Below are 26,641 nucleotides of genomic sequence, written 5' to 3' on the forward strand. Positions count from 1 at the left end.
CACCTATAAAAGCAGGCGCAAGAGCTTTATACTCTTGCGCCCGTTTTGCTCTTGAGGACTTATCTCGTGTCCAATGTCGTTGCCGATCACCTTGTCTTGCTTGACCACTTGCGTAGCATCCTGGTCGCCGTGGGTGAGGCCGAACAGGTTCCCGAAGAAAGCCATGCCCTGTTTCTGGAGCGCTTCGACGAATTGCGCGCGCAGTTGCCTGTCGATCCTATCGAAAGCCAGTACCTGGGCCAGGACCTCCTGTGCCAGGTGATCGTCCGTTATCCACAGATCGCTCACCTGGTGCCTCGCGATCTGCTCTGGTATTTCGCCGGCGACTGCCTGCACTACATGCCCGACGAAGAAATCGCCCTGTACCAGGCCTTGGAAGAACGTCGTTTCGAAGCCGAACAAAACGATGAGCCCTTTGACTGGAACCAGGAAAAGCAATTGCTGGCGATGTCGGATCAGGACAGCAAGCACTGATTGCGGTCAATCAGGCAAAAGGCCCGCACGGTTAGCCCTGCGGGCCTTTTTATTGGCATTGCCAAAGTGTGTTGCCGGGGCGGGCCTCATCGCGAGCAAGCTCGCACACACTGGGTCGATGGTGAGCACACATTCCGCATTCACAGCAGTCCACCTGAGGGAGCGAGCTTGCTCGCGATGGGGCCACTCAAAACAACCCATCACTCTCTGACAGTTTATAGTGCGCCGCATCCTTGCTGGCACGACTCCCCTCGCCCACCGTGTGCAAGGTTGGCTCCTTCTCCAGGCATTCCACCAGATAATCAATGAACACCCGCAACTTCGGCGGCAGGTATCGGGTCGGCGAGTGCAGCAACCACAAGCCACCGTGGTAGGAAGCCAGGAACGTCCAGTCGGCCAGCACTTGCACGATCAACCCCTGCTCCAGGGCATATCGAGCCGTGAAGTACGGCAGGCTACCAATGCCAATGTGCTGCAAAACTGCGCCCAGCCGCACGCCCGTGTGATTGGCCGCATAACGTCCACGCACGCCAACGGTGACCGACTTGGTGCCCTTCTTGAATTTCCAACGAGCGTCATTGGGCGTTTCCCCCAGATAAATGCAGCTGTGCTCCAGCAAGTCGTGGGGATGTTCGGGAACGCCGTGTTCAGCCAGGTATTGCGGCGTGGCGCAGAGCAGGTGATCGATGGTCAACAACTGACGCCCCACCAGCCCGGCCGAGGGTTGGTCAGTGATCCGGATGGCCAGGTCGACGTGATCGTCGATCAGGTCGACCTGCCGATCTTCCAGAAACAACTCCACATCGATCTTGGGGTAACGGCGCAGGAATTCGGGCATATGGGGATGAATCACGAAACGCCCCACCGCCTTGGGCACGCTGACCCGAATCCGCCCCTCGGCGTCCTGGGTAAATTGGCCGCTGATTTCCATCACCGACCGAGCAGCGGCAACCATTTCCTGGCAACGCTTTAAGACCTCCTCACCGCCATCGCTCAAGCGCAACTTACGCGTGGTGCGTTGCAACAAGCGAGTCGCCAAGGCTTTTTCGAGACGGGAGATACTACGGCTGACAGCAGACGGCGATGAACCTGACTGGCGGGCCGCTTCGGAGAAGCTACCGGTCTCCACGACCTTGACGAAAATAGCCATTTCGGCGAGCAATGGCAGCGGTAGATTTGTGCTCATGACACAACAGTCCTTTGAAATTTGAACGGATTATCAGCAATTTCCACACGACTTATAATCCCGACACAAAATTCTAATACGGACATGGAATGACACTTCGCCTCTTTTTTCATAGCGATGACCTCAGGGCCAACGTCGAAGTCCTGGATTGCACCCCCTGGGAAAACGAATTTGCCGTGGTACTGCGTGCGACGCTGTTTCACCCCCAGGGCGGCGGCCAACCTTTCGATACCGGCTGGATCGGTGAAAGCCAAGTGTTGCGTGTCGTGCAGGACGGACAACGGATCATTCACCATGTCGACCGCCCGGTGGCCTTGGGCATGACCTCGATCCGCGTGGATGAGCAGCGACGACAGCTCAATTCACGGCTGCATTCGGCCGGGCACTTGATCGGCCATTTCGCTGAAACTCAAGGCTGGGTGCCAATCAAGGCCCACCACTGGCCCGGCGAAAGCCGTGTGCAGTTCAAACCTGGGGAAGATCCTCAGGAGCTCGACACGTCGATCATCCAGCAAGGCATCGATGAGTGGATCGCCCAAGATCTGCCGCGCTTGATTGCATTACGCGAAGGCTCGCGCGAAGTCGGCTTTGGCGAGCTGGCCGCCTATGGCTGTGGTGGCACTCACGTGCGATGCCTACAGGAGCTGGGCACGGTCACTATCGCCTCGCTTTCTCAGAAAAAAGGAACGTTATCGGTTCACTACCACGTGGACTGACACGCTGCGGCCAGGAACACGGCTCACGTTGAGCGCTTATCTGTTGATGAACGCCTGCTGCCCTCCTACTCGCCAGGTAAACCTTCTTGTTTTTCTCCCAACACACCACGGAAGTTTTTCCTGCGTGGGACAGGTTTCTTCGCGCTTTCAAAAGAGGCACGCCATGCCAGACGCCCTTGCACCGCAAGCACTGCCCCCTCTCCAGTTGCCCATAGTGTTCACGCCTGGTGCGTGGCAGCGCGCAGTCATGCTTGAGCATTCAGAGCCCTCTGAAAATCTGCTGCTCGATCGATTGAGCAACGTGTTGCGCGCAGTCTTTAAGACGCGCCAGGCTCATCCACACGAATCTTATGTGGTATTCGAGGTCGTCCAAACCGCCTCGGCGACTCATCCACACCACAACCTGTTTGTGCGACTGAGCCTTAGTCTGTTCCATGAGCAGGACCAGCCTGATGCGCTGCTGATAGCGCTTGCAGGAGACCACCCGCGTTAACAGACCTGAAATCCGTCAGCAAAAAATTGCTCAAAAGACAATTTATTGACGCTGACTCATCCCCTGATTTTCCATCCGTCACTTTTTAGTCGTTTTTTTATTTTATGACGTGGCGCTTTGCCATGCTTGAGCTACCGTCAAAAAGAAGCGAGCACGGGGACAGGTCAATCGCTCCTCCAACGAGCGGATCGATACCGATTTCCTTTGCTCGACACCCCGGGTATTCCCGGTCTTAAAACAGTTTTTCGTAAGTTGCCTGTCGTTCAGTCAGGCCGGTGTAATGCACCCGTTCGCTTGCAGCGACGAGGTCTGTAGCCGGTGCCACTGAAGGGTTGGTGAGAGATGAAGGGGCAGCCCGGGCCCCTTAAGTGATCCGAGGCATTTGGTAAGCCTAGGGATGGCCTCTCTATCGAGGATCACTTCATGACCCATCGTACCGTGCCCGTTTTAAAACAATTCATTCATGGCCTGTTCTGGATGGGCCTTGGTCTGGACGCAGCGCAGGCCGCAGCGGCAAATTGTTCACAGTTGGACAGTTTGCCGGCAACCTTCGAGGTCGGCCAAGGACTCCAGAGCGAGCTGCGCATCCTCGCCCCCGTGACCAAATTGGCAGTCGGTGACCCGAAAATTGCCGATGTACAGCCCAGCGGCAGCGATGCCTTCATCCTTACGGGCCTGACGCCCGGCGCCACCAGCCTGATGGTCTGGACGGACTGTTCGAAGATACCCCGCCAGAGCATGGTCTTTGTCAAAGGCCGGGCGACTGAGGCGTTGACCAGTGCAGCGAGCATCCCTTCCGAAGATCCGATGCTGCTCGCCCAGGTGCAGACCGACATCCGTTTCGTCGAGGTCAGCCGGACCAAACTCAAGGAAGCCTCGACATCGATTTTCGGCAGCCGTGGCAATTTCCAGTTCGGCGCGCCGAGGACCTTGCCCTCAATCGGCGGCATTGTCCGGCCTTCATTGCCGGTCAACAACGACATGTTCAACCTGTCTTTCGCCACCGGTAAAACCCTGTTGATGATCAATGCACTGGAAGGCAGCGGTTTCGCCTATACCCTGGCGCGTCCCAGCCTGGTGGCCCTCAGCGGGCAGAGCGCCAGTTTCCTGGCCGGCGGGGAGGTGCCGATTCCGGTGCCCAGTGCCGGCAGCGACAACGTGTCCATCGAGTACAAAGAGTTCGGCATCCGCCTGACCCTGACGCCCACCGTGATCGGGAAAAACCGCATCGCGCTGAAGGTGGCACCGGAAGTCAGCGAGCTGGACTTTACCAACGCCGTGAACATCGCCGGGACACTGGTTCCGGCGCTCACGGTACGTCGTACCGATACCAGCATTGCCTTGGCCGACGGTGAAAGCTTCGTCATCAGCGGCCTGATCAGCACACGCAACAGCTCCCAGGTGAACAAGTTTCCAGGGCTGGGCGATGTGCCGATTCTCGGCGCGTTCTTTCGCGACAACTCTATCAATCGCGAAGAACGCGAGCTGCTGATGATCGTCACGCCGCACCTGGTCCAACCGTTGGCCGCCGACGTGCAACTGCCGACGTTGCCGGGCGAACAACTGCGCAACTACGACCCGAGTTTCTCCCGCATGTACTTCCTTGAACATGGCGAGTTCGACAATCGCAGCGGGCTTTCCCAATGAGCCGGCGCCTGAATTGCCAGGCCCCATGTGTGCAACCTGATGCCAGGGGACATTCAATGAAAGCAGTGATCGCGATAGCGGCAGCGTTGGTGCTCACCGGCTGCGCCAGCAATGGCGTGGCTTCACGTACAGCCAGTTGCCCCAAAGCCGGGGCCGATCAGGAACTGGCCCTGAACATGGCCGATGACATGGCCAATGAGGGCCGTTTGTACGCCAGTCTGGCGAACCTCGAACGCTTGCCCGAAGACTTGGTCCAGGTCCGTCTGCGCAAGGCTCGGGTACTGCGCCTGATGGGGCGTAATGAAGCCGAGCCTTTGTACCAAAGCCTGCTCGGGACCTGCCTGGCCGCTGACGGGGAACATGGGCTGGGCCAGTTGGCCGCCGCCAGGAATGACAATACGACTGCCATCGAACACCTGGAGCGGGCCATGAAAATGACCCCGACCGAAGGGAAGATTCGCAATGACCTGGGGGTTGTCTACCTCAATCAACGACGTATTTCAGAAGCCCGCTTCGAGTTCATGACCGCCATGGAACTCCAGCAGTCAGACACGTTGGCAGCGCTCAACATGGTGACCCTGCTGATCTACCAGGACAACTGGAAGCAGGCCGCCGAGCTCGCGAACATGGCCAAGCTGAGCCCTCAGCAAGTAGCAGATGCCCAAGCCCGTGCAGAAAAAATCAGGGGCTCGGCCAATAACGCAGTGACGTCACCAGCGAACCGTCTGACCGAGGTCGTCGATGCCTCATCCGGCGCGGTCAAATAGAGCGTTTGAGGAGTCCAAGCAATGAAAACCAAACAGTTGATGATCGTGTGCATGCTAGGCCTTTCCACCTCCGCCTGGGCGATTGAACCAGGCCCCTCTTCGGCAGCCCAACAAGGCACCGAGAGCTGGATGCAACTGCAGATTCGCGGCGCGGTTGCCTCCACCAACCTGCAAACCGCCTCGGCCACCGAACGCGAGCTGGCCATGCAACGCTGGCTCAACAGCTTCACCTACCCGATCCCGGAATTCTTTGACCAGGACTCGGGAGGAGAAATCACCAGTAGCAAATGATGCACCGCAGGGACAACGAAAAGATCGCAACCTTCGACAATACCGCCCCATCGATCCGATGCAGGCATTGTCGAAGGTTGCGATCTTTTCGCTTGAAGATATCCGCTGCCGCCTGTGTTTTGGCTGGCTATTAATTGGGATGATCGTGGCGAGGGAGCTTCTCGCGAAGGGCCCCACACATCCAACAGCCATACAAACTGACCCACCGCTATCGCGAGCAGGCTCGCTCCCACAATGGATCTTTAGTGAATACAAGACTCATGAACACCCGAAATCAACTGTGGGAGCGAGCTGCTCGCGATGACGGACCAACATTCAATACCTTCATTGACTGTCGTACCGCTATCGCGAGCAAGCTCGCTCCCACAATGGATCTGCAGTGAACACAAGACTCATGAACACCCAGGATCACCTGTGGGAGCGGGCTTGCTCGCGAAGGGCCCCACACATCCAACAGCCATGCAAACTGACCCACCGCTATCGCGAGCAGGCTCGCTCCCACAATGGATCTTCAGTGAATACAAGACTCATGAACACCCGAAATCAACTGTGGGAGCGAGCTGCTCGCGATGACGGACCAACATTCAATACCTTCATTGACTGTCGAACCGCTATCGCGAGCAGGCTCGCTCCCACAATGGATCTGCAGTGAACACAAGACTCATGAACACCCTGGATCAACTGTGGGAGCGGGCTTGCTCGCGAAGGGCTTCACACATCCAACAGCCATGCAAACTGACCCACCGCTATCGCGAGCAGGCTCGCTCCCACAATGGATCTTCAGTGAATACAAGAGTCATGAACACCCGAAATCAACTGTGGGAGCGAGCTTGCTCGCGATGACGGACCAACATTCAATACCTTCATTGACTGTCGAACCGCTATCGCGAGCAAGCTCGCTCCCACAATGGATCCCGGTGGCCTACATATTCCCGAAGGCCCTGAACACGCCGATCATGGCAGGGCCGATGGCGACCAGGAAGAAGCTCGGCCACAGGCAGAAGATCAGCGGGAAGATCAGCTTGGTGCCTATTTTCGCGCCCATTTCTTCGGCGGCCTGGGTACGCCGGTCACGAAATTCGTCGGCATAGATGCGCAGGGTGTCGGCGACGCTGGTGCCGAAACGAATGCTCTGCGCCAACAGGCTGACCAGCCCCTGAATATCCTCCAACCCGGTACGCACGGCCAGTTGCCTGAGCGCCTCGGTACTGGTGATGCCCGCACGGATCTGCGCATTGACCAGGGCCAGTTCTTCGGCCAGCTCCACCTGGCTGACCGACATTTCTTCAGCCACCCGTTCGATGGTCGTCGGCAGGGCCAGGCCCGATTCGACGCACACCACCATCAGGTCCAACGCATCCGGAAACGCCGCCCGCAACCGGGTTTGTCGAGCCTGTTTGCGCTTGCCGACATACAGCGCCGGCAGCAACCATCCGATACCGACCACCAAGGTGAGCGCCAGCAGAACGATGACCGCATTCACCTTGATCATCGGTAACAGCAGGAGCGCAACGCCGAGCAGCGACAACGGGAGCATCAAGCGCACGGCCCAGTAGACCTGCACCGCCGAAGTAGAACGGTAGCCAGCGTGTGTCAGCAGGGTCTGGGTGGCGGACGTACGGGTCGGATCGGCCGAGGCAAAACGCTGGCCGACGCGCTCCAGCAACAGTTGCAGGTTTCCCGGCGCCTCTTGCCCCGCCGAACTGCCGGAATACCCCCGTTTGATCAGCGCCAGTCGCCGTTGCACCGGATCCTGCAGGCCCATCAGCAGCAGAAGCACAGCGACCGCCGCCAGTACCGTACTGAGACCGACCGCGGCGATGAACAACAGCCGCGCCAGCTCCTCGCTCCCGGTAAACCGACTGAATAACCCAAGCAAAAAATCCATGACTGATACCTCTCGGCAGAACAGCGTTTACACCTGGATCCGGATGATTTTTCGTATCCAGAGAATCCCGATCAACATGGCGCAGAAGGCACCAATGATCAGCTTGTGGCCGATGGGGTCGTTGATCAGCACCGGCATGTAGCTGGGGCTGGTGAGGACGATGGCGATCGCCAGCACAAAAGGGATCGCCACCAGCACCCAGGCCGACATCCGCCCTTCCGCCGACAACGTCCGGATCTTGCGCTGGAAGCGAAAGCGCCCGCGGATCAGCCGGCTCAGGCGCTCCAGTACTTCGGTCAGGTTGCCGCCGGTTTCGCGATGGATGAGGATCGAGGTCACCAGCATCATCACCGTCATGCTCGGCATGCGTTCCAGCAGGCCAAGCATGGCCCGGCGCACGTCGTTGCCATAGTTGATGTCGGCGAAGGTCATGCCGAACTCCTGGGCGACCGGTCCCTTGTGCTCATCGGCGACCAGGCGCAGGGTCTCATTGAACGGATGCCCGGCGCGCAGGGCGCGGCACATGGCGTCCAGCGCATCCGGCAAGCCTTCCTCGAACGCGGCGAAACGCTTGCTGCGATCACGCATGATTTTCAGCACCGGCAGCCAGGTCAGCGCAAACGTGGCCAGCAGCGCCAGCCACCACAGCGGCGAGACCATCAGTACCAAGGCACCGGCCGTCACCCCCAGGACCAGCCCCAGCAGCATCACCCGATAGGCCCGGTATTCATGGCCGGCCTGCTCGATCAGTTGTGTCAGGTTGGCCATGAACGGCAATTGCTCGAGCCTGGCTTCCAGAGGAGACAGGCGCGTCAGGTATTTCTGCCGCAATACGGTCTGCATGTTGGGCAAATGGTTGGCTTTCTCCAGCACATGCAGGCGCCCACGGATGCGCTTGCGCATTTTGCCGGCCTCGCCGAACACCGGCACCACCACGCCCTGGGACAAGAGGAAGACGGCAATGAACACCATGGCGAGGAAAATCAGGATGAATTCACCAGGAATGTTGTTCATGACTGCCGAGCCTCCATCCATTCAGGACGGAACAACGTCAGCGGCAATTCGATGCCGCGCTTGGCCAACACATCGCGGAACGCCGGGATCATGCCGCTAGGCCGATAATCCCCGAGCACCTCACCGTGTTCACCGATGCCCTGGCGCGAAAAGGAGAAAATTTCGGTCATGGTGATGACCTCCCCTTCCATGCCGTTGATCTCTTGCATGCTGACCACGCGTCGCTTGCCGTCTTCTTGACGCTCCAGTTGGATCACCACATCGATGGCCGAGGCAATTTGTTGACGCATCGCCTTGATCGGGAACGTCGCGCCGGTCATCGACACCATGTTCTCGATTCGCCCCAATGCGTCCCGCGCGGTGTTGGCGTGAATGGTGGTCAGGGAGCCGTCGTGGCCGGTGTTCATGGCCGTGAGCATGTCCAGCGCCTCGGCGCCGCGCACCTCGCCAATGACAATGCGGTCGGGGCGCATCCGCAGGCTGTTGCGCACCAATTCACGCTGGCTGACCTCGCCACGCCCCTCGATGTTCGAAGGCCGGGTTTCCAAGCGCACCACATGGGGCTGTTGCAGTTGCAATTCGGCCGAGTCCTCGATGGTGACGATGCGTTCGTTATGGGGAATGAAGCTGGACAGCACATTGAGCATGGTGGTCTTGCCGCTGCCGGTGCCGCCGGAAATCAGCACGTTCAGGCGCCCACGAACGATGGCCTTGAGCAGCAAGGCAATGGCCGGGGTCATGGTACCCACCTGGATCAGGCTGTCGGTGTTGAGCAGGTCCACGGCGAAGCGCCGGATCGACATGCTCGGCCCGTCGATGGCCAGCGGCGGGATGATCGCGTTGACCCGCGAGCCGTCCTTGAGGCGAGCGTCCACCAGGGGCGAGGATTCGTCGATACGCCGGCCCAGGCTGGAGACGATACGGTCGATGATGTTCAGCAGATGCTGGTCATCGCGAAAGCGCACATCGGTCCTTTGCAACTTGCCGAAACGCTCGACATACACCGAGGCAAAACCGTTGACCAGGATGTCGGACACGCTATGGTCGGCCAGCAGCGGTTCCAGTGGCCCCAGCCCAAGCACTTCGTCGGTGATCTGCTTGATGATCAACTGACGGCTGACCGAACTCACCGGTGCCGAATGCTCATCCAGCAGGCGCTGACAGATGTCGCGAATCTGCCGCGTGGCCTCGACTTGTTCGAGGGCATCGAGCAAGGACAGGTCCATGACCTTGAGTAACTGTTGGTAGATTTTTTCCCGCCACTCGGCTTCCAGCGGTGTGACCTGGCTGCGGGTTTCGTAGAGCACATCCGGGATGGCCTGTTCCCAGGCCATCAACTCTTCTGCCGGGTCCGCCAGGACGTCGCCATGCTGGGCGGCGACTGAGGCACCAGGTTTACCGGACTGTTTGCGCAAGCGGTTGCGGAAGTCGCTGATCATGGGTCATCCCCCGAAGAAACGGTTGAAGGCGCGTTTGAGCAGGCCTTGGTTCGTAGCCATCTGGTGACCGACCAGGTCTTCGGTCAAATCGCGCAGGGCGGCGGTGATGGCCGCCTTCGGCGCATGCAGGCCCAACGGCACGCCAGTGTTCTGACTCTGGCTGACCAGGTTGAAGTCATTGGGCAATTTCGACAGGTTCGTGCAACGCAGGGCCTCGCCGATGTCCTTGAGGCTGATGGTGGCGGACTTGTCATAACGGTTGACCACGATCTGCAATTGGTCGCCGCGCACACCCAGGTCTTCGCGAAGAATCCGCACCAGGGCGCAGGCATCGCGCAGATGGCTGACGCTCTGTTGCACCACCACGTACACCCGGTCCACCTGTTCCAGCACGGAACCGGTGAGATGGTCGATCTGCCGCGGCAGGTCCACCACCACCCAGTCATAGCTGGCACGGGCCAGTTGCAACAAGGCGTCGAGCTGTTCGGGTTGGGCGTCCTGGGGCAAGCACAACTCGCCTGCTCGCCCCCCGAGCACATGCAAGGTCGGACTAAAGTGACTGCAGAACCCCCGCAGCGCAGTGCTGTCCAGGTCCTCGACCTGCTGCAGCACTTCCAGATGACTATGGGTCTGCGCCACGTCAAGGTAATGGGTCACGCTGCCAAACTGCAGGTCCATATCCAACAACAAGGTGTTACCCGCCCGGGCACTCAACTGTTGAGCCAGATTGCAGGCCACCAATGTCCCACCGGAACCACCCTTGGCGCTGATCACGGCAACCAGCTTGCCTTCGGTGCCGTTGCCGAGGCGAACCTCCGCCACCAGCCGATTCAGGGCGGCCACCAACTCCGTCTCGGCGATGGGCTCGGGCAGCACATCCCGGGCCCCGGCCTGCATCGCCAGGCGCATGCCCTCCTGCCCACCCAACGGTCCGCACACCAACATCGGCGGACGCTCGTGGGCCGGACGTTGCAACAACGCCGCCAGCTCTTCACGCCACAGGTGGCTGACACGCAACAGCAGCAGGTCGGGCATCCGCTCCAGGCCGTACAGCGGATCGACATGCCCGTTGCTCACCAGGCGTGTACTGACTTCCAGACACGGCATGCGCTGGCAGACACATTGCAGGTCGCGCAGGGACGAGGCATCGCGGCTGCTGATCAGTATTCGCAACCCGGCTTTGCCGGTGGCGGTCGAGAGCGGAGTTTCCCTGGTATTCAGCATGGTGTGATCTCCCCGGAATCGGAATGACGCCCAAGGCTTTCGCGTGGCAAGGTTGCCCGGAACGCGGGCAAGGTAATGGGCACGCCTAAGCCGGGAATGAACAAATTGAACACGAAGTTCTGCACGCTCAAGCGCACGTAGCGGATGGCACGAAAGCCGTTGGCGCCAGACGTGTCGGCGGGGTTCGCCACCACAGCACCGTTAACATCCAGATAGGTCAGCGCCAGGTTCGTGGTGGCCAGGCTGCTGATCAGTTGGCTGGTCCCCGCGTCAGTCGCGGCGTTGAAGATGGCTCGGCGCAACACCACCGGGTCGCTGATATTGCACACCGCCGCCAATCGCACGCCACGCCGAGCGGCTTCATCCAGCGCGTTGACGGTGAAGTACAGCCGGCCCATTTCCACCACGCCGAACAGCAGGATGAACACCAGCAGGCCCACGAAGGAGAACTCCACGATGTAGGTACCTCGCATGTGTTTATTGTTCATCACAGCGCCCTCATGACGGTGGTCGCGACCAACTGGATGCCCAGTGGAATGGCATTGCCGAAAAATCCGGGAATCGACCCGGCGCAGTTGCCTGCACCAATCACCGGGCAGAAGGTGTAGGTAATGGTGACGCGCACATGATCGATACCCACGGCGGCGACCTGCACGTTAGCCGTCGTCAACCCTGACACCACGGCGGCACCGGCGGCGCTGGGCACGCCATACACCGCAACGTTTTTTGTCTGGGTCAGTAGCGTGTTGTTCAGGGCGATGCCGCCGAGAGTGGAGTTCCACGCCTGGCTGGCAACGAAGCGGTCGGCATCACGGCTGGCCTGCAGCAGCACGTTGTATTGGTAGAGCATGCGGCCGAACTCGCCGAAAGCCAGTAACAGCAGCAACAACAACGGCAGCACCAGGGTGAACTCCACCAGTGCCACGCCCTGCTGGGCCTGCGGGGGTTTGAAGTGAATAGGTCCCATGACGCCTCCTACGAGTCGGTGCTCGGAGTGCCGCTGCCGTTGAGATAGGTTTTGTAGAGCTGGATGATCTGTGGACCGGAATCGTTGGATGGCGTCGGGCCGGGGACGTTGTCGCCCTCGCATTCCTGGACGAACTGGCCGAAGACCAGGGAATCCGAACCACCGCCATCAACCGGTTGCACGACGAAATAGCAGCCGAACCCCAGGACGGGAATCGAGGTGGACCCACCCTGCTTGCCGGTGCAGTTGCCGATCACGATTTTCAGCATCCGCCGCTCGAATACGCCGTTGCTCTGGCAGCCACTGGCGCCCCCCGCTACGCAGGCGGCGACCTTGGTCCGCCAGTCGTTGTAATCCTCTATCGCCTCGCCGCCGGCCGAGAGATCGCCGTTGCTCGCGGTGACAGGCTTGCCTTTGTATTTCGCTTGGGCGAGCGCATCGTCGTAGGTCATCGACGGCGTGCTCGAGGTCGTGACCAGGTCCGGTGGATAGTCCGAAGAGCTGACTGGACCGTTATAGATACCGAAGCGCGTGTTCAGACCCTGGGAGGTCGGGCCGGCTTTGTTACCCGGCGCGGTCTGGACGTTGTCCCCGACACTGCGGCAGACCGAACCGCCACCTGCCAGGTCCTCCCGGACTGCACTGCCGCCGGAGCCGAAATCGAGCAGTTGGAAATTGCCCGGCCCGATAGGCGATGTATTGCCCGCCGCCGTCTTCAGAACTTCCAGGTCACCGAAGTGATACCCCCAGAAGTTACCGGCGGCAGGGTTGTATTGAGTGGGATCGCCGCAAACCATCAGCGGCGCCAGGTCACAAGGCGAGGTGGGGCTGGGACCGGCAGTGGCGATCGCCGCCACCCTTTTGCTCCCCAGGCCGGCGCTGCCCATTGTCTGCACGAAACTCCAGAAGAAACCGTTCAACTGATAACTGGACACCGACACCCGCACGTATTTGGCATCCGCAGGTCCCGGGTAGGAGAACGGGCCATAGACGCTGCTGGCCAGCTCCACCACGGCAAACGCACCGGGGTTGCCGGCGACGGCGGTTGCCAGTTCCGCGTTCCCCGCGGCTTGGGCATTTTTGGCCAGGGTATCCAGGGCTGCCGCACGAGTCGTGCTGGCCATGTTGATGCCGCCCGTGACCTGGCTCAGGGTCTTGGCACCGCTCAGGGCCGCGGCATCCACTGCATTTTGTACGCGGGTCTTGTTCAGCAGCATATGCCCGCCGTCCAGGGCCAATGCCGCCATCATGGAAATCGCCACCAACGCGATCACCATCAACACGCTCACCGCCCCTTCCTGGCGCCGAGGCTTAAAGAAAGGCTGCCGAATACTGGGGTTCATCATCACATCCTCGTCTACTGACGTTGAGGATCAGCTGCGCCTTAGCGGCCAGGAATTGTTCTGCGCCCGTCAGCGAACGTTGACTACGCTGCGTTCGATCCCGCGGATCACCGTGATCGAGCTATCGTCCTGCGCCTTGGCGATGCGTTGCACCACCGGTCTTGGCGCCGGAGCGGCGACCGCCATGACCGGTGCAGGCGCTGCCGGCGCAACAGCCACAGCCTTTTTCTCCAGGTTCAGCGGGTTGCGCAATGCCAGTTGCAGCTTGCCTTCGGTCTGCGCAGTAACCAGCGCCTCCGCTTCGCTGGCCGACATCTCCAGCGTCACGGCCCGTACCACCACCGGCTGGGTCTTGTCGGTGCCGGCCGTCTGGTCCACCGCCAGCACCCGCAGGTTTTCCAGGATGGTCCGCGACACGGCGTTGTTACTGCCGGCGCTGGTGGTTTTCGTCGCCAGGACATCGACCCGGTTGCCCGGCAACAGGAAACCGCCGACACCCACCACATCGTCCACGCGGACCGATATGGCGCGTTTGTCCGGGGCGATCAAAGAAGCCAGGGTGCTGCCGCCCAGGTGTTCGCTCAAGCGCGCACCGCGCACAATGTCGCCGCGCAGGATGTCGAACGTCGCGATCTTGCCCACCGCTTGTTCGCTGGAATCGAAGGCGTCGTCCGGGATCGTGTCCATGGGCATGCGCACGGTCGTGACCTGCTGGGCCTCGACCATCTGTCCGAAGGGAATTTCCACCGTGGCGACTACCACGCTTCGCAGGTGGTCATCGGGTGTGGCGTTAAGTCGTGCGCTCAGCCAGGAGTCAGCCATCCATGCGGCACCAAGGCCCATTACCAGGGAAACGCCTATCAGCGAAAGCGTACGAGAGCTCATGTCGGTATCTCCAAATCAAAGAAAGTCGAGCTGCACAAAGTAGTTGTGCCAGGCCCATTCCAACTCTTGCGGTAACAGCGGCCCGGTACCGCCCAGGTAACGCTGGCGGTCGAGCGCCATATTCAGCAGGTCACGAGGATGGCAAGGCACCAGCGGCATGCCTTCGCCGGCATACAGCCGCTGCAGCACATGGCGCACCAGCAACGGGTCATATGGGATGCCCAGGCGTTCGCACTCCTGGCGCCAGATGCGTTCGTATTCCTCGGGCTTGAGGTAACCGAACTGCACCTTGTAACCGATGCGTCGCAGAAAGGCCTCGTCAGCCAATTCCAAGGGGTTGAGGTTGGTGGAAAACACCAGGACCAGGTCGAACGGCAATTCGCAGTGCCGCCCACCGCCCAGGTTGATGAAGTCGCGCTTCTCCTCCATGGGTACGATCCAGCGGTTGAGCAATTCGGCCGGGGCCATGCGCTGGCGGCCCATGTCATCGATGATGAACAGACCATTGCTGGCCTTGAGCTGCAAGGCGGCCTGGTACTGCCGGGTGAAGGGATCGTAGCGCACGTCCAACTGCTCCATGCTCAACTCCCCGCCAGTGATGACAATGGGACGTTTGCAGCACAGCAAGCGGCGGTCGATGCCTTCATTGAGCATCAGATTGTTCGATTGGCTGCTGTCATCCAGGCGCTGGTGCACCTGCGGGTCGTAGATCTCGATCACCGACTCATTGATGACAATGGCGTGGGGCACCCAGATGGCCTCGGCGAATAGACGGATCAAACGGCTGCTGACATAGGTCTTGCCAGTGCCCGCCGGGCCATAAATCATGATCGCCCGGCCGGAGTTCAGCGCCACGCCCAACTGGTCGAGCATCCCCTGGGTCAGCACGACGCCAGCCAGGGCCCGGTTCATATCGCTGGCGGTGATGCGGCCATGGTGAATAGTCTGGATCTTGATCAAGGAGCGATAGGTGCTCACCGGGAAAGGCGCGGCCCCGATATAGCCGCTACGAGCCAGGGCGTCACGGGCGAAACTGCGGCCGCGCTCGGTCAGGCCGTAACGCAGCGCCTGTACACTCGCCTGCCCGATCTGGCCAAGCACTTCGACGCGACCGTCCTTGCGCAGGAATGCCAGGATTTCCTCCAGCACCGCACCGGTCAGCGCCAGGCGCTCCACCAGCCGCGTCATGTCCAACACTCCGGCGTCGTGCAGATGCTTGCACACCAGCTCGCCCAGGAAACTGTCCGTCAGACCGGTGTCGCGAATGGTGCACGGCTGGGGCGCCAGGCGTTGTACCGCTTCTCGCTCGCTGGGGTAGGCATCGCTATCATTGATGACGTGCATGACTAGACTCCCCATCCAGCGGCATCCAGCTGCCAATAGACACTATTCAAAGTGCCGATCAGGATCGCAATCGAATAAGGAAACGGTTTGCCAGCCACTTCGTCCGAAGTCGGCGCCAGATAAGCCTGGGCTCGCACTATCAACCAGTAACGGCCCAGGGTCTGGAGCAGTTGGCCGCGGGCCAGGACGATCAGAAAGCCGCACACGCCGCCAGCGATCAGGCTGAACAGGGCCGCCCACAGCGCGTAATGAAAGGGTAGGAAACTGCCGACCATGGTCATCAACTTGACGTCGCCGGCCGCCATGCCGCCCACTGCGTACATAGGCAAGAACAGCGCGAAACAGATCAACATGCCCAACAGGCTATCGCCCAACCCACTGATCCCGCCTGTATAAACCTGACCGGCCAAGCCCAGGGCAAGGCCCAACAGGACCAACACATTGGGGATGCGGTGGCGACGCAGGTCGCTCACCACCGCCACACCCAGCAGTCCCAGCAGTAGTAACGTCGACACCAGCAATTCCATGGACATGATGCGTCTCCCTAAGGGTGGTTATCGTTAGCAGGCGACGTTGCCATTGGCGGCTTGGCACAACGCCCGGATCTTGGTATCCACAGCGCCGCCCAGAAGGACGAATGCCGCCGCCACCAACACCGTGATCAAGCCACCCGCCACCGCGTATTCAACGATGGTCAAGCCGTCTTCATCTTTGGCGAATTTGCTGATCGAAGTGCTTATAGTTTGGAGAGTCATGGCATGGACCTCACGCTAGTAAGTAGTACTGCTACGAACTTAAGTTGGAGGGGACAGCGCGAAGTCCATTTGATGTATTCGTTGCACTCGGAACAAAAGAGCTACAAGCGGGTATTCCCTGAAAGTTACCGTGCCCCCACACAGCAGATAGCCGCTGTCAGCAGGCAACGTTGCCGTTGACGGCCTGGCACAGTGCACGGATCTTGGTATTCACGGCGCCGCCCAGAAGAACGAAGGCTGCGGCCACCAATACGGTGATCAACCCGCCGGCCACGGCGTATTCCACAATGGTCAGGCCGTCTTCATCTTTAGCGAACTTCAGAACCGAAGCCTTGATCGTTTGAAGAGTCATTTTGCACACCTCATCGGGGTTGTTTTTCAGGGGCAGTACATTGCGAACTGCCTGATGCAACCCTAGTCAGGGGGTAGGCATAGCCGTTAGGAGGATTTTGCACATCGCTAGGATTTTTTTGCGGGCGGCCAGGCAGGCGTGGTCATGACAGCAGGCAACGACATGCGCTTCGTCGCTTTCAGGACTCGGCGCTAAAAAACCGTCCTTTTATAAAAAATTATTCGGCGAGATGGTGGCACATTGGCAATACTGCTAGCTAAAGGGCAGTAAGCACCGCTGAGTAGGCCTATGACATCCACCCTGACTGGCAAGCCAAAGTTGTTGTGGTTCGATCTGACTCACGATCGCTCCACCAAGGAACTCATGAGCCAGTTCGAGGACACCTGCGACTGCACGCTGGCAAAAAACGCCATGTTGCCCAATGGGGAACAGGCCGACATGATCTGTATCCATTTCGATCGACCAGACACGCCGGGCTTGAGGCGTTTGCTGGAGATCAAGCGCGCCGTGCCGACCATCCCCATCACCATGTTCACCGTGCAGCATTCCGAAGAGCTGGCAGTCTGGGCCATGCGCTCCAGTGTCTGGGAATACATGGTGCTTCCCCTGCCAGCCGCCGAAAGGAAGCGCTACCTGAGCGCCGTGGTGCAATTGTGTGAACTGCGCCGCCATGCCAACGGCCAGCGCAAGACCTCACAAATCGACCACGCTCCGACCCTGCCAGACAGCATCCGCCTGACCTCAGGGCACCAGAAGCACCAGGCCCTGAATCACATCATGCTGTACATCGACCAGCATTTTCGCGAAAGCATCGACCAGCGCGATCTGGCCAAGCGTTGCGGTATGACGACGTTTCGCTTCAGTCGCCTGTTCAAGGAGGCCAATGGGCTCGGCTTCACCGACTACGTGCTGAACAAACGCATGAGTTTTGCCAAGGAACTGCTCGACAACAGCCAGATGCCCATCACCAGCATCGGTTATGAGGCCGGCTTCAAGGACCCGTCCTACTTCGCCCGGGCTTTCAAGCAATATGCCAACTGCACCCCCAGTGAATACCGCTCGGCCTACCCGATGCGCAGCGCACGGCCTGCAGCGCCATCTGCGGATGAGGCGTCCCTGGTAGCGATTGAAAACCTGGTGCACAGCCTTGAAGGTTGAAAGGGTTTCTCACTTTCATTGATTTCACTGCATCGCAACTTGTATCCAAATAATAATATTCACGCAGCGCCAACTAACAAAAACACAATGCACAGCCAATATTTACTGCATCCAGAGCACCAGGCTGAAACAACACGAATCATTATGTAGTTATCGGCAATGCTTTTTCGACTGAAACAAACTCTACCAGCCTTGCATAATGCCAGCCGAAAATGAAACGGGCTTCATGTCCGCAAACCATTCCAGATACAACAGGAATGGAATCTCTAACTGGCATGATTTATCAAAAAAATCAAATAGAGCGCTGATGGGTATATGAAGGCAATCAGTTTAACGAGCGCGCGAAAGTTGAGCCTGGTGAGTCACCACGAGCTCGACACGCTACCCGACGACGGTGTAGAAATAGAAATTGTACTATCTGGGATTTGCGGAACAGATCTAGCGGTATTGTCAGGGCGTGAAGAAGGACAGCTAGGAATCGTTCGTGGCCACGAAGCAGTCGGTGTCGTTGTCAATGTTGGGGCAGGCGTCACACGCACGCGCAAAGGTATGCGTGTGGTCGTAGACCCCAACGAATATTGTGGTAACTGTGAACATTGCAACTCAGCTAAAACTCACCTATGTAGTGGCGATTCAAAAGCGGGTCTGAATATTGCTGGCGTCAACAAACACGGTACATTTGCAGAGCGCTTCATAACACGCGAACGTTTTGTACACCGCATCCCAGACGATATGAGCTGGGAAACTGCCGTCCTGATTGAACCCGTAGCATGTATTTTGAACAACATCGAGCAAGCGGCTATCAAAGCTGGAGAACACGTACTGCTTCTTGGGTCAGGCCCAATGAGCCTGGTCGCACAAATACTTTTGCGCGCCATCGGTGCTCGTACACGTGCTACCGATTTGAATACCTTTCGAATTGAATTCGGCCAATCCTTGGGTTTGGACATTGTGCACCCAGAGGCGCTTGAGTGTCCTGGGCAAGACCAAGGAAAATATGATGTCGTCATTGATACCGTTGGCAATCAGCTCGAGACAGCCGCAAGTATCGTTGGCCGAGGCGGCAGGATTGTCCTGTTCGGTTTTAACGGAAATTATAAATATTCGCTGCCTGTAAAACACTTCCTGGTCAATGCCATCAGCATCATTGCAGCGGGCGAATACAATCAGCACTTTCCCCAGGCGCTGCGGATTGCCCACAGGCTTCCTGAACTTGGAAACCTGGTCACCCACCGCTATCCACTGGAAGGGTATTCAACAGCATTTGACAGTTTGTTGAATGATCCTTCCGCCCCCACGGTAAAAAGCGTCTTCACACCAAATCCCCAGCACTTGTCACACTAAATCTCACAAGCACTCCAAGTGGACTACTTATGAAAGTCACTGTATTTAGCCAGATTTCCATTGATGGCAAACTGACGCTCGGCAATGAAGCATCCAGCAAACCGCTTTTTCGGCATTTCGACGACGAGGACATGCGCTTTATCCATAAATTTCGCGGTGAAGTCGATGCAATCATGGTCGGTCGTAACACGATTACCACAGACGATCCTCAATTGACTAATCGGTATGGGACCGGTCGCAACCCCGTTCGTATCATTCCTACAACATCGCTGAACTTTCCAGCCTCCGCGAAAATCCTAAGCTCTCCCGAGCGAACGATCATCGCGACCACAGAACAGGCTCGTGACCACAAGATGATCGAGCAGATCCGCGCCCATGGTAAAGAGGTGCTTTTTGCCGGTACCGCACGCGTCGACTTCAAACAGCTTTTCCCAATGCTGGAAGCCCGCGGAATAAATCACATCATGGTTGAAGGTGGCGGCCAATTGAATTGGCAGGTATTCAATCTCGATTTAGTCGACGAAATCATGCTCATGCAATTACCTATCATTATTGGCGGATCAGACACCACTACGTTAATAGATGGCGAGGGGTTTCAGGACATTGAGATGACAAAATCATTCAGACTGCATGAATTTGAAGCTCGCTCGCACTATAACTTCTTGCATTTCAAGCGCGCACCGAAACAGCAGCGTGCGCATTGATGCTGGCTGCTCAAGGGTTCATTTTTGATATGGATGGCGTGCTGGTTGATAGTGAACCGGCCTATATGGAACTGGAAAGGCTTTCTTATGCGCGCTACGGCATTGTGCTTAATGAGACAGAACTATCGCGTTTTGTGGGAACCACGCAGCTCCATATGTGGAACGCCATCAAAACCGAATACGGGCTTGCAGATCCTTTAGACTGCCTTATGGCGGAGCATCACCGCCGGTTGATGGAGTCATTAAATGCAGCTCCGCTGACTCCCATGCCCGGTGTGACACAACTTCTCCTCGCATTAAAGAAAGCAGGAATACCCTGTGCAGTCGCGTCCTCTTCACCTCGAGAACTCGTTGCGCTTATTTTGCGTAACGCCAGGCTACAACATTTTTTCAATGAGATAATTTGTGGCGATGATGTTAAACACAGCAAGCCAGATCCCGAGATTTTTCTCATGGCTGCTAAACGCCTGGGCATCCCACCCTCGTCCTGTGTGGTGATTGAAGACTCTACTCATGGTGTGGCGGCGGCAAAAGCCGCCACCATGTTTTGTATTGGCCTGCTCAACCCCAACTCAGGGCAGCAAAACCTGAGCGCGGCGGACTTATGTGTTCACCAGCACGGTGAAATAAATCACTGGTTTTTTGGGCAATGAAAAACATGAAAAAACTGAATATCTCAGACTGGACCTGGATTAATGTACCCGAGCGTTCGTCCGTCAGCGAACAGGAGATAATTATCCACACCGCGCCCGACACTGACTTCTGGCGAGGCACCTATTACGGCCTGGAGTATGACAATGCGCCGGCCATTGTGGTCGCCAGCAAGGAACAACACTGGACGTTGAAAGCCAAAGTATCTTTTTCCTCAAGCATCTACTTCGACCAATGCGGCCTTTTTATCTATCAAGATAAAAACAACTGGATGAAAAGCGGCATCGAGTATCAGAACAATGGTTTCCAACAGTTGTTCTCTGTCGTGACCAACAACGGCTTTTCGGACTGGTCCATGGCTAATTTCGATCGAATCACCCAGACCATGTATTACCGGCTGAGCCGAAGAGGCAGTGACTTCCTTCTTGAAAACTCGGTTGACGGGACAGCGTTCTGCATGATGCGTATGTTCCACATGTTTCATGCAGAAGAACTTGTCCAATTCGGTTTCTTTGCCAGTAGCCCCGGCGATTCGTCTTTTGCAGCACACTTCTCAGAGATTGAATGGACTGAATGCTGCTGGAAAGAGCACGGTGCCTCACGTTTCTAATCTCAAGAGTCCTACACCTAATGCTGTCTGCGTCCTACTCTAATCGTCACGCGCTTTACGCTTGTTATGCAGCCATGATGTGTTTGGCCATGGCACTCAACTTTTTGCCGGTATATCTGACAACATTCAGTGATGCTTTCGACCCCTCGTCAGGGCTGACAACGGAGCAACTGGGACGAATTCCCGCCGTCATGTTTCTCAGTTTTATAGTGGCAATTTTGATCACCGGGCCATTGGCTGACAGAGGGGACGCCAGGCGGATTATTCTCTTTGGACTGATGACCACTTCATCTGGTTTGGGCCTCGTGGCTTTCGCACCATCCTATGCCTTCCTGCTATTCGCTGTTGCCGTCATGGGTTTCGGTGCGGGTGTGCTGGATATGATCCTCAGCCCCATTGTCGCAGCCCTGCAACCCGAACGCCGAAGCGCCGCCATGAACTGGCTGCATTCGTATTTCTGCATCGGCGCTGTAAGTGCCGTGCTGATCGCCAGCATCGCTTTGAAATGGGATATTTCCTGGCGCATGGTTGCCCTGGGCCTGATCATTGCCCCGCTTGTAACTGCTCTACTGTTTATGCGATTGACCTTACCGCCCTTGATACAGGAGCACGTGCAGCGTGAATCCATGCCCACGCTTATCAAGCAGCCTTATTTCATCGCCTGCATGGTTGCTATTTTCCTGGGTGGGGCAGCGGAAACGGGACTGTCCCAATGGCTACCCGCCTTTGCTGAACAAGGGTTGGGGTATTCGAAGGAAGTGGGTGGGTTTGCTCTCGCCGGTTTTTCAGTTGGCATGGCCCTCGGGCGAATTGCCGCCGCCATGCTGCAAGAGAAGATACCCGCCATTTCACTGATGCTGGGCTGCTGTGCCGTCACCGTCGTCCTGTTTTTCGTGATCAGCTTTGCGCCCAGCCCCGCAATGGCATTAACCGCCGCCATCGCTGCAGGCTTCTCAGGCAGTTGCCTATGGCCAACGATGCTCGCTATTACGGCAGATGCATACCCTCAAGGTGGCGCAACCATGTTCTCTGTACTGACGGCCTCCGGTAATGCCGGGTGCAGCCTGATCCCATGGCTTGTGGGGGTTATTTCAGCGCGTTCGGATTTGCACATCGGTTTATTGGCGGTCACGCTCTGCCCCGCGGTCATGATGCTATTGCTCGTGTGGATGTCTCGCTGGTCACATAAACATCCCCACCAGCGTTCATGTGTTCCCCGGAGTTAGACGGGGACACCAATGGCCGAGGAGCGACCTCGCTCCCCGGCCCCGCCGGACAGAGGCTCCTGGTTCACGGGGCAAGCTTTCTTCTCTCGATAGGGACTGACAAAACAATGCTGGTACGCGTCTCACCGTACGCATTGATATTGGCAATAATACCCTCGATCTCAGCCATGGACTTGGCATAGATCCTGATCAGATAGGAGTCGTTACCCGTGATGTGCAGGCACTCAACGACTTCGGGGATGTCGGTGAGCGTGGCTATTAGTTTGGCTTTTGCCGGCTTGAGGGTGGTGATGCCAACGACAGCGGATATGCCGTACCCCAGTTTGGTTGGATCTAACTGAGCGCTATAGCCTTTGATGACGCCGGAGTCTTCCAGTTTTCGCAACCTGTCAGTGGTGGCAGGAATAGAAAGACCTGCGTGTTTGGAAAGCTCTGTGATGGAAATGCGGCCACAGTCCTGTACCTTCCCCAGGATTTTTACGTCTATACGATCCATGTGCGTTTCCCCCAGTAAAAAGTATAAAATTTAATGAAAAGCCCGCGTTTTTCATTAAAAAAAGCATGCACCAAAATAAAGCAGAGTGCTAGTCTATTTCCTGCCTGAAAAGCATAAAAAGAACCCGGGCACAGCAATAGCCCTCCTCTTTAGCGTAACGCACTGCATAATAAAATATTTCTCTCCAGGGATGGTGTTCGCATGGAAGATGAAAAGATAAAGTGTGAAAAAAAGTCTTACCTTTTCGCCCGGTATATTGGAACGCAAGTCCTAGAACTTCGTAGTTTCAAGAGGGATCAAATCCTGATGTACCTGATAGGTGTCAGCTTTTTTTCAGTGGGTGCCAAGTGCTTCATCATCAGTCAACTGGGGACAGACCCATTAGACGTCCTGATCATCTCGATAGATAAGATACTGACATTCGGCATGGGCATTTGCTCGGCGATTGTTTCCCTGTTCTTTCTATCGTGGTGGATGTTCTGGAACAAGAAATACCCGCCTATAAGCCCATTTATTACAACGACTCTGACAGGCCTGCTGATTGATCTCTGGTCCCTACTTGGACTGGGAGAATATTTGATCGTCAGAATGAGTGCGTACACATTACTGGCGATGGGGCTGGTGCTGTGCGCCTATTCATCCGCGCTGATTATCATGAGCGGCATTGGTATCAGAATCATGGACCTGGTGGTACTGACCATGGTAGGCAAATGGGGCTGGTCATTTACCAAAGCCAAAATGATCATTGAAATAGGCATCTTTTCGACCGGTTGGCTTTTAGGCGGCCCCTTCGGCGTGGGTACGATTGCATTCTTGCTGGTGATCGGCCCTCTCATTCAACCTTTCATGAATATGAATGCCAGGCGTTTTGCACTTAAAAACTACGGGCTGATCCGCGCTTCGTCTGCTTACTAATAACAACAAGATAACTACCGTCCCTGGCGGCGGCTTTGTTTCGCCTCGACGATTTTAACCGATGATACTGATAGCAACTTCCGTGATGAGGAGTGAGAGATGGACACTGCAAAAAATAAAAACTGGACCCTGGAAAGCACCCCGGCAAAACTGGAAGAAATACTCCCTGGAGGCGCCGTAAAGTGCCATCTTTCCCCGCGAAACTGTGTCATACAGGAAGGCAAACTAGGCTTTTGCAAAGTACGTGGGAACCGTGGGGGGCGACTCGTTACCTTGAACTACGGTAAAGGCGTTCACAGCACCGAAGAGACGATCGAAACCGAGGCAGTATTCCACTTTGCTCCCGGTGAACGAATTCTTTCCCTGGGTAATATCGGCTGCATGCTCAACTGCGGTTATTGCCACAATTGGAAGACTTCACAAGCCAAGTATGTCACCGACAAAGACGTTTACTACTACACCCCTGAGCAGGTAGTGGAAACCGCGCTCAAGCATGGTATACGCGTCATTTCCTGGACCTATAACGATCCTGTCGTCTGGCATGAATTCATCCTCGACACGGCAAAGCTGGCCAAGGAAGCGGGCCTGATCAATCTGTATAAATCAGCCTTTTTTATCAGTGAAGAAGCCATTGATGAGTTACTGCCGGTCATTGATATCTTCTCGATTTCACTCAAATCCATTTCCCCCGAATACTATCGGAAGGTCACAACAGGCTGGGTGGAGCCGGTCCTGGCTGGCATCAAGAAAGTCTACGATGCCGGCAAATATGTTGAAGTCAGCACCTTGATGGTGACCGACATCAGCGACGATGAAGATACGGCCAGGAAAATCAGCCAGTGGGTACTGGATGAACTGGGTCCGAACGTGCCCCTGCACTTCGTACGGTTTCACCCCGATTACAAAATGAGCAACAGCATCCGTACCCCGGTGGACAGGCTCCTGAAGGCTCGGGACGTCGCCCGGAGCATGGGCGTCGAGCATGTTTACCTGGGTAACGTGAATGATGTCGAGGGCACCAATACCAGTTGCAACAACTGCAACGCGCTGCTCGTTACCCGCTACGGTTTGAACGCTGAAATCATCGGCTTGGACAGCAAGGGTTGCTGCTCCCAGTGCGGACACGACGCGCATTTCAAATTACTGGGCGAATACCAAGCGAACGCAGCTGTTGAGCTGCAAGAGGAAGCGCTGACGGCTTACGAGAAGCGCAAATTCGAGTGGCACGGGGATATCGTGTCGCTGCACGCCCAAGTGCTGAATACCCAGGACTTTGAACAGACCGTCTACCTGCGCCGCAATTATACCGACGGGCGCAACAGCGAGTGGAAACCCCTGACATTGCGCCCGTATGAAAGCTATCGATTCATTATCGCCAAGGCTCGCATCGATGAATCAGGTCCAGAGGTCTGGCTTCCCAACGGAGTGAACTCCAACCTTCATGAGGTCTTTGACAGGGCTCACTTCCCGACCGAGTCGATTGAAGAGATTGGCATTTCACAAAATGACATAACCCCAACCATTGGTTATGAGGGCAAGCAGAACATGTATGAACAAGTCATTAAAATGGTCAGCCAGTCATGAGTGTGTCGACTGAAATACTTCATATTCAGGTGGATGATCGAGAGGCTAATCCCTCAGTAACGCCTATCTATCAGTGCAGTGCTTTCAGCGCGGACTCGGCATTCTTCTATTCGAGAAAGGCCAATCCAAATGTGACTGAATTGGAACAGGTTGTCGCAGCCTTGGAAGGCAGCGAATACGCCTTGGCCTACAGCACCGGGATGAGCGCCATCTATATGATTCTGGAGCTGTTGAAACCGGGTGGTTCGCTGGTGATCAACAAATTCATCTATGGCTGTTCCTATAAGTTGTTTCAGCGGTATGCGGCGCGTATCGGTGCGCAGTTGACGATCCTCGATCTCACCACGAAAAGCGGCCTGGAAGCGTTACCGGCAAATGTCGACATGGTCATTTTTGAAACGCCGACCAATCCTTTCCTGAAGGACATTGATATTCATGCGGTCAGTAAGGCCGTCAAGCAAAACAACCCGCAGGCCCTGATCGTCGTTGATAACACCTGGGCCACCCCGATATTTCAGAAGCCACTGAACTTGGGGGCCGACATTTCACTGTACAGTGCAACGAAATACTTCTCCGGGCATAGCGATGTCATGGGCGGTTTGGTGCTTGTCAACAATGAGATGATTTATAACCGGCTGCTCGAAGGGCGCTTTTATTCAGGCTCGATATTAACCCCCAACAGCGCCTGGCTGCTTCGCAGAAGCATGCAGACCTTCAACCTGCGCATGGAGAAACACAGCCAAACCACATCCAGCATGCTCAACTACCTGCGAGAACTGCCGTTTATTGAGCATGTCTATTATCCACGCGTCGATGGGAAACAATTGACCGGTTATGGCGGCATTGTGTTTGTTGATATCCGGCCTGACCTGGTTCCCTTCTATAAAACCTTCACCGGCGCGCTCAAATGGTTTGGCACCGGCACGGGAATGGCCTGCGTCACGTCGATGGTTGCGCAGCCCTTTAGTGGCAGCCATGCCTCGATGACAGATCAGGAAAAAGCCGACATGGGCATAGGGAAAGGCTTGGTTCGATTGTGCTTTGGGCTGGAGGACCTCGAGGACCTTAAAGCCGACCTGCTGCAAGCATTCGAAGCCATGGAGAAGAAGGTGGATCAAAAAAGCTCACTCAACCCTGCCTAACCGGTGTTAATCATGGGCAACGAGCC

General features: G+C 56.8%; 29 protein-coding genes. 15 read left to right on the top strand and 14 right to left on the bottom strand.

Annotated elements, in window-relative coordinates; all coding sequences use genetic code 11:
- Positions 1–66: 66 nt before the first annotated feature.
- Positions 67–474, top strand: coding sequence for a PA2817 family protein (locus SGN16_RS21150; protein WP_003204309.1), 408 nt, complete (start codon positions 67–69; stop codon positions 472–474).
- Between the two features lie 187 nt (positions 475–661).
- Here the strand turns inward: SGN16_RS21150 and SGN16_RS21155 are convergent, their stop codons facing one another.
- The gene (locus tag SGN16_RS21155; RefSeq protein ID WP_335945261.1) at positions 662–1,660 is read right to left on the bottom strand and encodes a LysR family transcriptional regulator; all 999 of its coding nucleotides are present in this window, start codon (positions 1,658–1,660) and stop codon (positions 662–664) included.
- An 89-nt stretch (positions 1,661–1,749) separates the two neighbouring features.
- Here SGN16_RS21155 and SGN16_RS21160 point away from each other — a divergent pair, with 89 nt between their 5' ends.
- The 5 genes from SGN16_RS21160 (at position 1,750) to SGN16_RS21180 (ending at position 5,574) form a co-directional block, all read left to right on the top strand.
- Positions 1,750–2,376, top strand: a complete 627-nt coding sequence (locus SGN16_RS21160; RefSeq protein ID WP_210639836.1) for an alanyl-tRNA editing protein — start codon at positions 1,750–1,752, stop codon at positions 2,374–2,376.
- A gap of 163 nt (positions 2,377–2,539) precedes the next feature.
- The gene (locus SGN16_RS21165; protein WP_335945262.1) at positions 2,540–2,869 is read left to right on the top strand and encodes a hypothetical protein; all 330 of its coding nucleotides are present in this window, start codon (positions 2,540–2,542) and stop codon (positions 2,867–2,869) included.
- A 423-nt stretch (positions 2,870–3,292) separates the two neighbouring features.
- Positions 3,293–4,516 (top strand): type II and III secretion system protein family protein, encoded by a 1,224-nt coding sequence (locus SGN16_RS21170; RefSeq protein ID WP_210639838.1) that lies wholly within the window; start codon positions 3,293–3,295, stop codon positions 4,514–4,516.
- 56 nt (positions 4,517–4,572) lie between these two features.
- The gene (locus SGN16_RS21175) at positions 4,573–5,283 is read left to right on the top strand and encodes a tetratricopeptide repeat protein (protein ID WP_210639839.1); all 711 of its coding nucleotides are present in this window, start codon (positions 4,573–4,575) and stop codon (positions 5,281–5,283) included.
- A 21-nt stretch (positions 5,284–5,304) separates the two neighbouring features.
- The gene (locus SGN16_RS21180) at positions 5,305–5,574 is read left to right on the top strand and encodes a DUF3613 domain-containing protein (protein ID WP_335945263.1); all 270 of its coding nucleotides are present in this window, start codon (positions 5,305–5,307) and stop codon (positions 5,572–5,574) included.
- Positions 5,575–6,496: 922 nt separating this feature from the next.
- Here SGN16_RS21180 and SGN16_RS21185 read toward each other — a convergent pair.
- The 12 genes from SGN16_RS21185 to SGN16_RS21240 form a co-directional block, all read right to left on the bottom strand.
- Positions 6,497–7,462: a type II secretion system F family protein gene (locus SGN16_RS21185; RefSeq protein WP_210639841.1), complete on the bottom strand. Its 966-nt coding sequence runs from the start codon at positions 7,460–7,462 to the stop codon at positions 6,497–6,499.
- Positions 7,463–7,489: 27 nt separating this feature from the next.
- Positions 7,490–8,476 (bottom strand): type II secretion system F family protein, encoded by a 987-nt coding sequence (locus SGN16_RS21190; RefSeq protein WP_210639842.1) that lies wholly within the window; start codon positions 8,474–8,476, stop codon positions 7,490–7,492.
- Positions 8,473–9,915, bottom strand: a complete 1,443-nt coding sequence (locus SGN16_RS21195) for a CpaF family protein (RefSeq protein ID WP_210639843.1) — start codon at positions 9,913–9,915, stop codon at positions 8,473–8,475. Before SGN16_RS21195 ends, SGN16_RS21190 begins: the two co-directional genes overlap by 4 nt.
- A 3-nt stretch (positions 9,916–9,918) precedes the next feature.
- Positions 9,919–11,139, bottom strand: coding sequence for an AAA family ATPase (locus SGN16_RS21200; protein WP_335945264.1), 1,221 nt, complete (start codon positions 11,137–11,139; stop codon positions 9,919–9,921).
- Complete coding sequence (locus SGN16_RS21205; RefSeq protein WP_210639845.1) at positions 11,133–11,627, bottom strand: TadE/TadG family type IV pilus assembly protein; 495 nt, start codon at positions 11,625–11,627, stop codon at positions 11,133–11,135. The genes SGN16_RS21200 and SGN16_RS21205 overlap by 7 nt, the downstream gene beginning before the upstream one ends.
- Positions 11,627–12,106: a TadE/TadG family type IV pilus assembly protein gene (locus tag SGN16_RS21210; protein ID WP_210639846.1), complete on the bottom strand. Its 480-nt coding sequence runs from the start codon at positions 12,104–12,106 to the stop codon at positions 11,627–11,629. Before SGN16_RS21210 ends, SGN16_RS21205 begins: the two co-directional genes overlap by 1 nt.
- A gap of 8 nt (positions 12,107–12,114) precedes the next feature.
- Positions 12,115–13,452, bottom strand: a complete 1,338-nt coding sequence (locus SGN16_RS21215; protein WP_335945265.1) for a TadE/TadG family type IV pilus assembly protein — start codon at positions 13,450–13,452, stop codon at positions 12,115–12,117.
- A gap of 66 nt (positions 13,453–13,518) precedes the next feature.
- Positions 13,519–14,334, bottom strand: a complete 816-nt coding sequence (gene cpaB / locus SGN16_RS21220) for a Flp pilus assembly protein CpaB (RefSeq protein WP_210639848.1) — start codon at positions 14,332–14,334, stop codon at positions 13,519–13,521.
- A 15-nt stretch (positions 14,335–14,349) separates the two neighbouring features.
- On the bottom strand, positions 14,350–15,678 hold the full coding sequence (locus tag SGN16_RS21225) for an AAA family ATPase (protein ID WP_210639849.1): 1,329 nt from the start codon (positions 15,676–15,678) through the stop codon (positions 14,350–14,352).
- 2 nt (positions 15,679–15,680) lie between these two features.
- On the bottom strand, positions 15,681–16,211 hold the full coding sequence (locus SGN16_RS21230; protein ID WP_335945266.1) for a prepilin peptidase: 531 nt from the start codon (positions 16,209–16,211) through the stop codon (positions 15,681–15,683).
- A 27-nt stretch (positions 16,212–16,238) separates the two neighbouring features.
- Positions 16,239–16,433: a Flp family type IVb pilin gene (locus tag SGN16_RS21235; RefSeq protein ID WP_210639851.1), complete on the bottom strand. Its 195-nt coding sequence runs from the start codon at positions 16,431–16,433 to the stop codon at positions 16,239–16,241.
- Positions 16,434–16,590: 157 nt separating this feature from the next.
- On the bottom strand, positions 16,591–16,785 hold the full coding sequence (locus tag SGN16_RS21240) for a pilus assembly protein PilA (protein ID WP_008070254.1): 195 nt from the start codon (positions 16,783–16,785) through the stop codon (positions 16,591–16,593).
- Positions 16,786–17,073: 288 nt separating this feature from the next.
- Here SGN16_RS21240 and SGN16_RS21245 point away from each other — a divergent pair, with 288 nt between their 5' ends.
- The 6 genes from SGN16_RS21245 to SGN16_RS21270 all read left to right on the top strand — a co-directional run bounded on the left by SGN16_RS21245 (position 17,074) and on the right by SGN16_RS21270 (position 22,478).
- Positions 17,074–17,943: a DNA-binding response regulator gene (locus SGN16_RS21245; RefSeq protein ID WP_210639852.1), complete on the top strand. Its 870-nt coding sequence runs from the start codon at positions 17,074–17,076 to the stop codon at positions 17,941–17,943.
- Between the two features lie 315 nt (positions 17,944–18,258).
- Positions 18,259–19,287, top strand: a complete 1,029-nt coding sequence (locus SGN16_RS21250) for an alcohol dehydrogenase catalytic domain-containing protein (RefSeq protein WP_210639853.1) — start codon at positions 18,259–18,261, stop codon at positions 19,285–19,287.
- Between the two features lie 29 nt (positions 19,288–19,316).
- Positions 19,317–19,991 carry a dihydrofolate reductase family protein gene (locus tag SGN16_RS21255; RefSeq protein ID WP_210639854.1) on the top strand — a complete coding sequence of 225 codons (675 nt, stop codon included), beginning with the start codon at positions 19,317–19,319 and terminating at the stop codon, positions 19,989–19,991.
- On the top strand, positions 19,991–20,644 hold the full coding sequence (locus SGN16_RS21260) for an HAD family phosphatase (protein ID WP_210639855.1): 654 nt from the start codon (positions 19,991–19,993) through the stop codon (positions 20,642–20,644). Before SGN16_RS21255 ends, SGN16_RS21260 begins: the two co-directional genes overlap by 1 nt.
- 5 nt (positions 20,645–20,649) lie before the next feature.
- Complete coding sequence (locus SGN16_RS21265) at positions 20,650–21,252, top strand: DUF1349 domain-containing protein (RefSeq protein WP_210639856.1); 603 nt, start codon at positions 20,650–20,652, stop codon at positions 21,250–21,252.
- A 77-nt stretch (positions 21,253–21,329) separates the two neighbouring features.
- Positions 21,330–22,478 carry an MFS transporter gene (locus SGN16_RS21270; protein WP_335945330.1) on the top strand — a complete coding sequence of 383 codons (1,149 nt, stop codon included), beginning with the start codon at positions 21,330–21,332 and terminating at the stop codon, positions 22,476–22,478.
- Positions 22,479–22,542: 64 nt separating this feature from the next.
- Here the strand turns inward: SGN16_RS21270 and SGN16_RS21275 are convergent, their stop codons facing one another.
- Complete coding sequence (locus tag SGN16_RS21275; RefSeq protein WP_210639858.1) at positions 22,543–22,974, bottom strand: Lrp/AsnC family transcriptional regulator; 432 nt, start codon at positions 22,972–22,974, stop codon at positions 22,543–22,545.
- A gap of 201 nt (positions 22,975–23,175) precedes the next feature.
- Between SGN16_RS21275 and SGN16_RS21280 the strand changes: the two genes are divergently transcribed.
- The 3 genes from SGN16_RS21280 (at position 23,176) to SGN16_RS21290 (ending at position 26,615) form a co-directional block, all read left to right on the top strand.
- The gene (locus SGN16_RS21280; RefSeq protein WP_335945267.1) at positions 23,176–23,889 is read left to right on the top strand and encodes a hypothetical protein; all 714 of its coding nucleotides are present in this window, start codon (positions 23,176–23,178) and stop codon (positions 23,887–23,889) included.
- Between the two features lie 99 nt (positions 23,890–23,988).
- A complete protein-coding gene (amrS, locus tag SGN16_RS21285) occupies positions 23,989–25,473 on the top strand; it encodes an AmmeMemoRadiSam system radical SAM enzyme (RefSeq protein ID WP_210639860.1) in 1,485 nt (494 codons plus the stop codon).
- Complete coding sequence (locus SGN16_RS21290; RefSeq protein ID WP_335945268.1) at positions 25,470–26,615, top strand: PLP-dependent aspartate aminotransferase family protein; 1,146 nt, start codon at positions 25,470–25,472, stop codon at positions 26,613–26,615. The genes amrS and SGN16_RS21290 overlap by 4 nt, the downstream gene beginning before the upstream one ends.
- The last annotated feature ends 26 nt before the right edge of the window (positions 26,616–26,641 follow it).

Origin of the sequence: Pseudomonas sp. G166 (genome assembly GCF_037027455.2) — a bacterium.
Taxonomy (GTDB): Bacteria; Pseudomonadota; Gammaproteobacteria; order Pseudomonadales; family Pseudomonadaceae; genus Aquipseudomonas.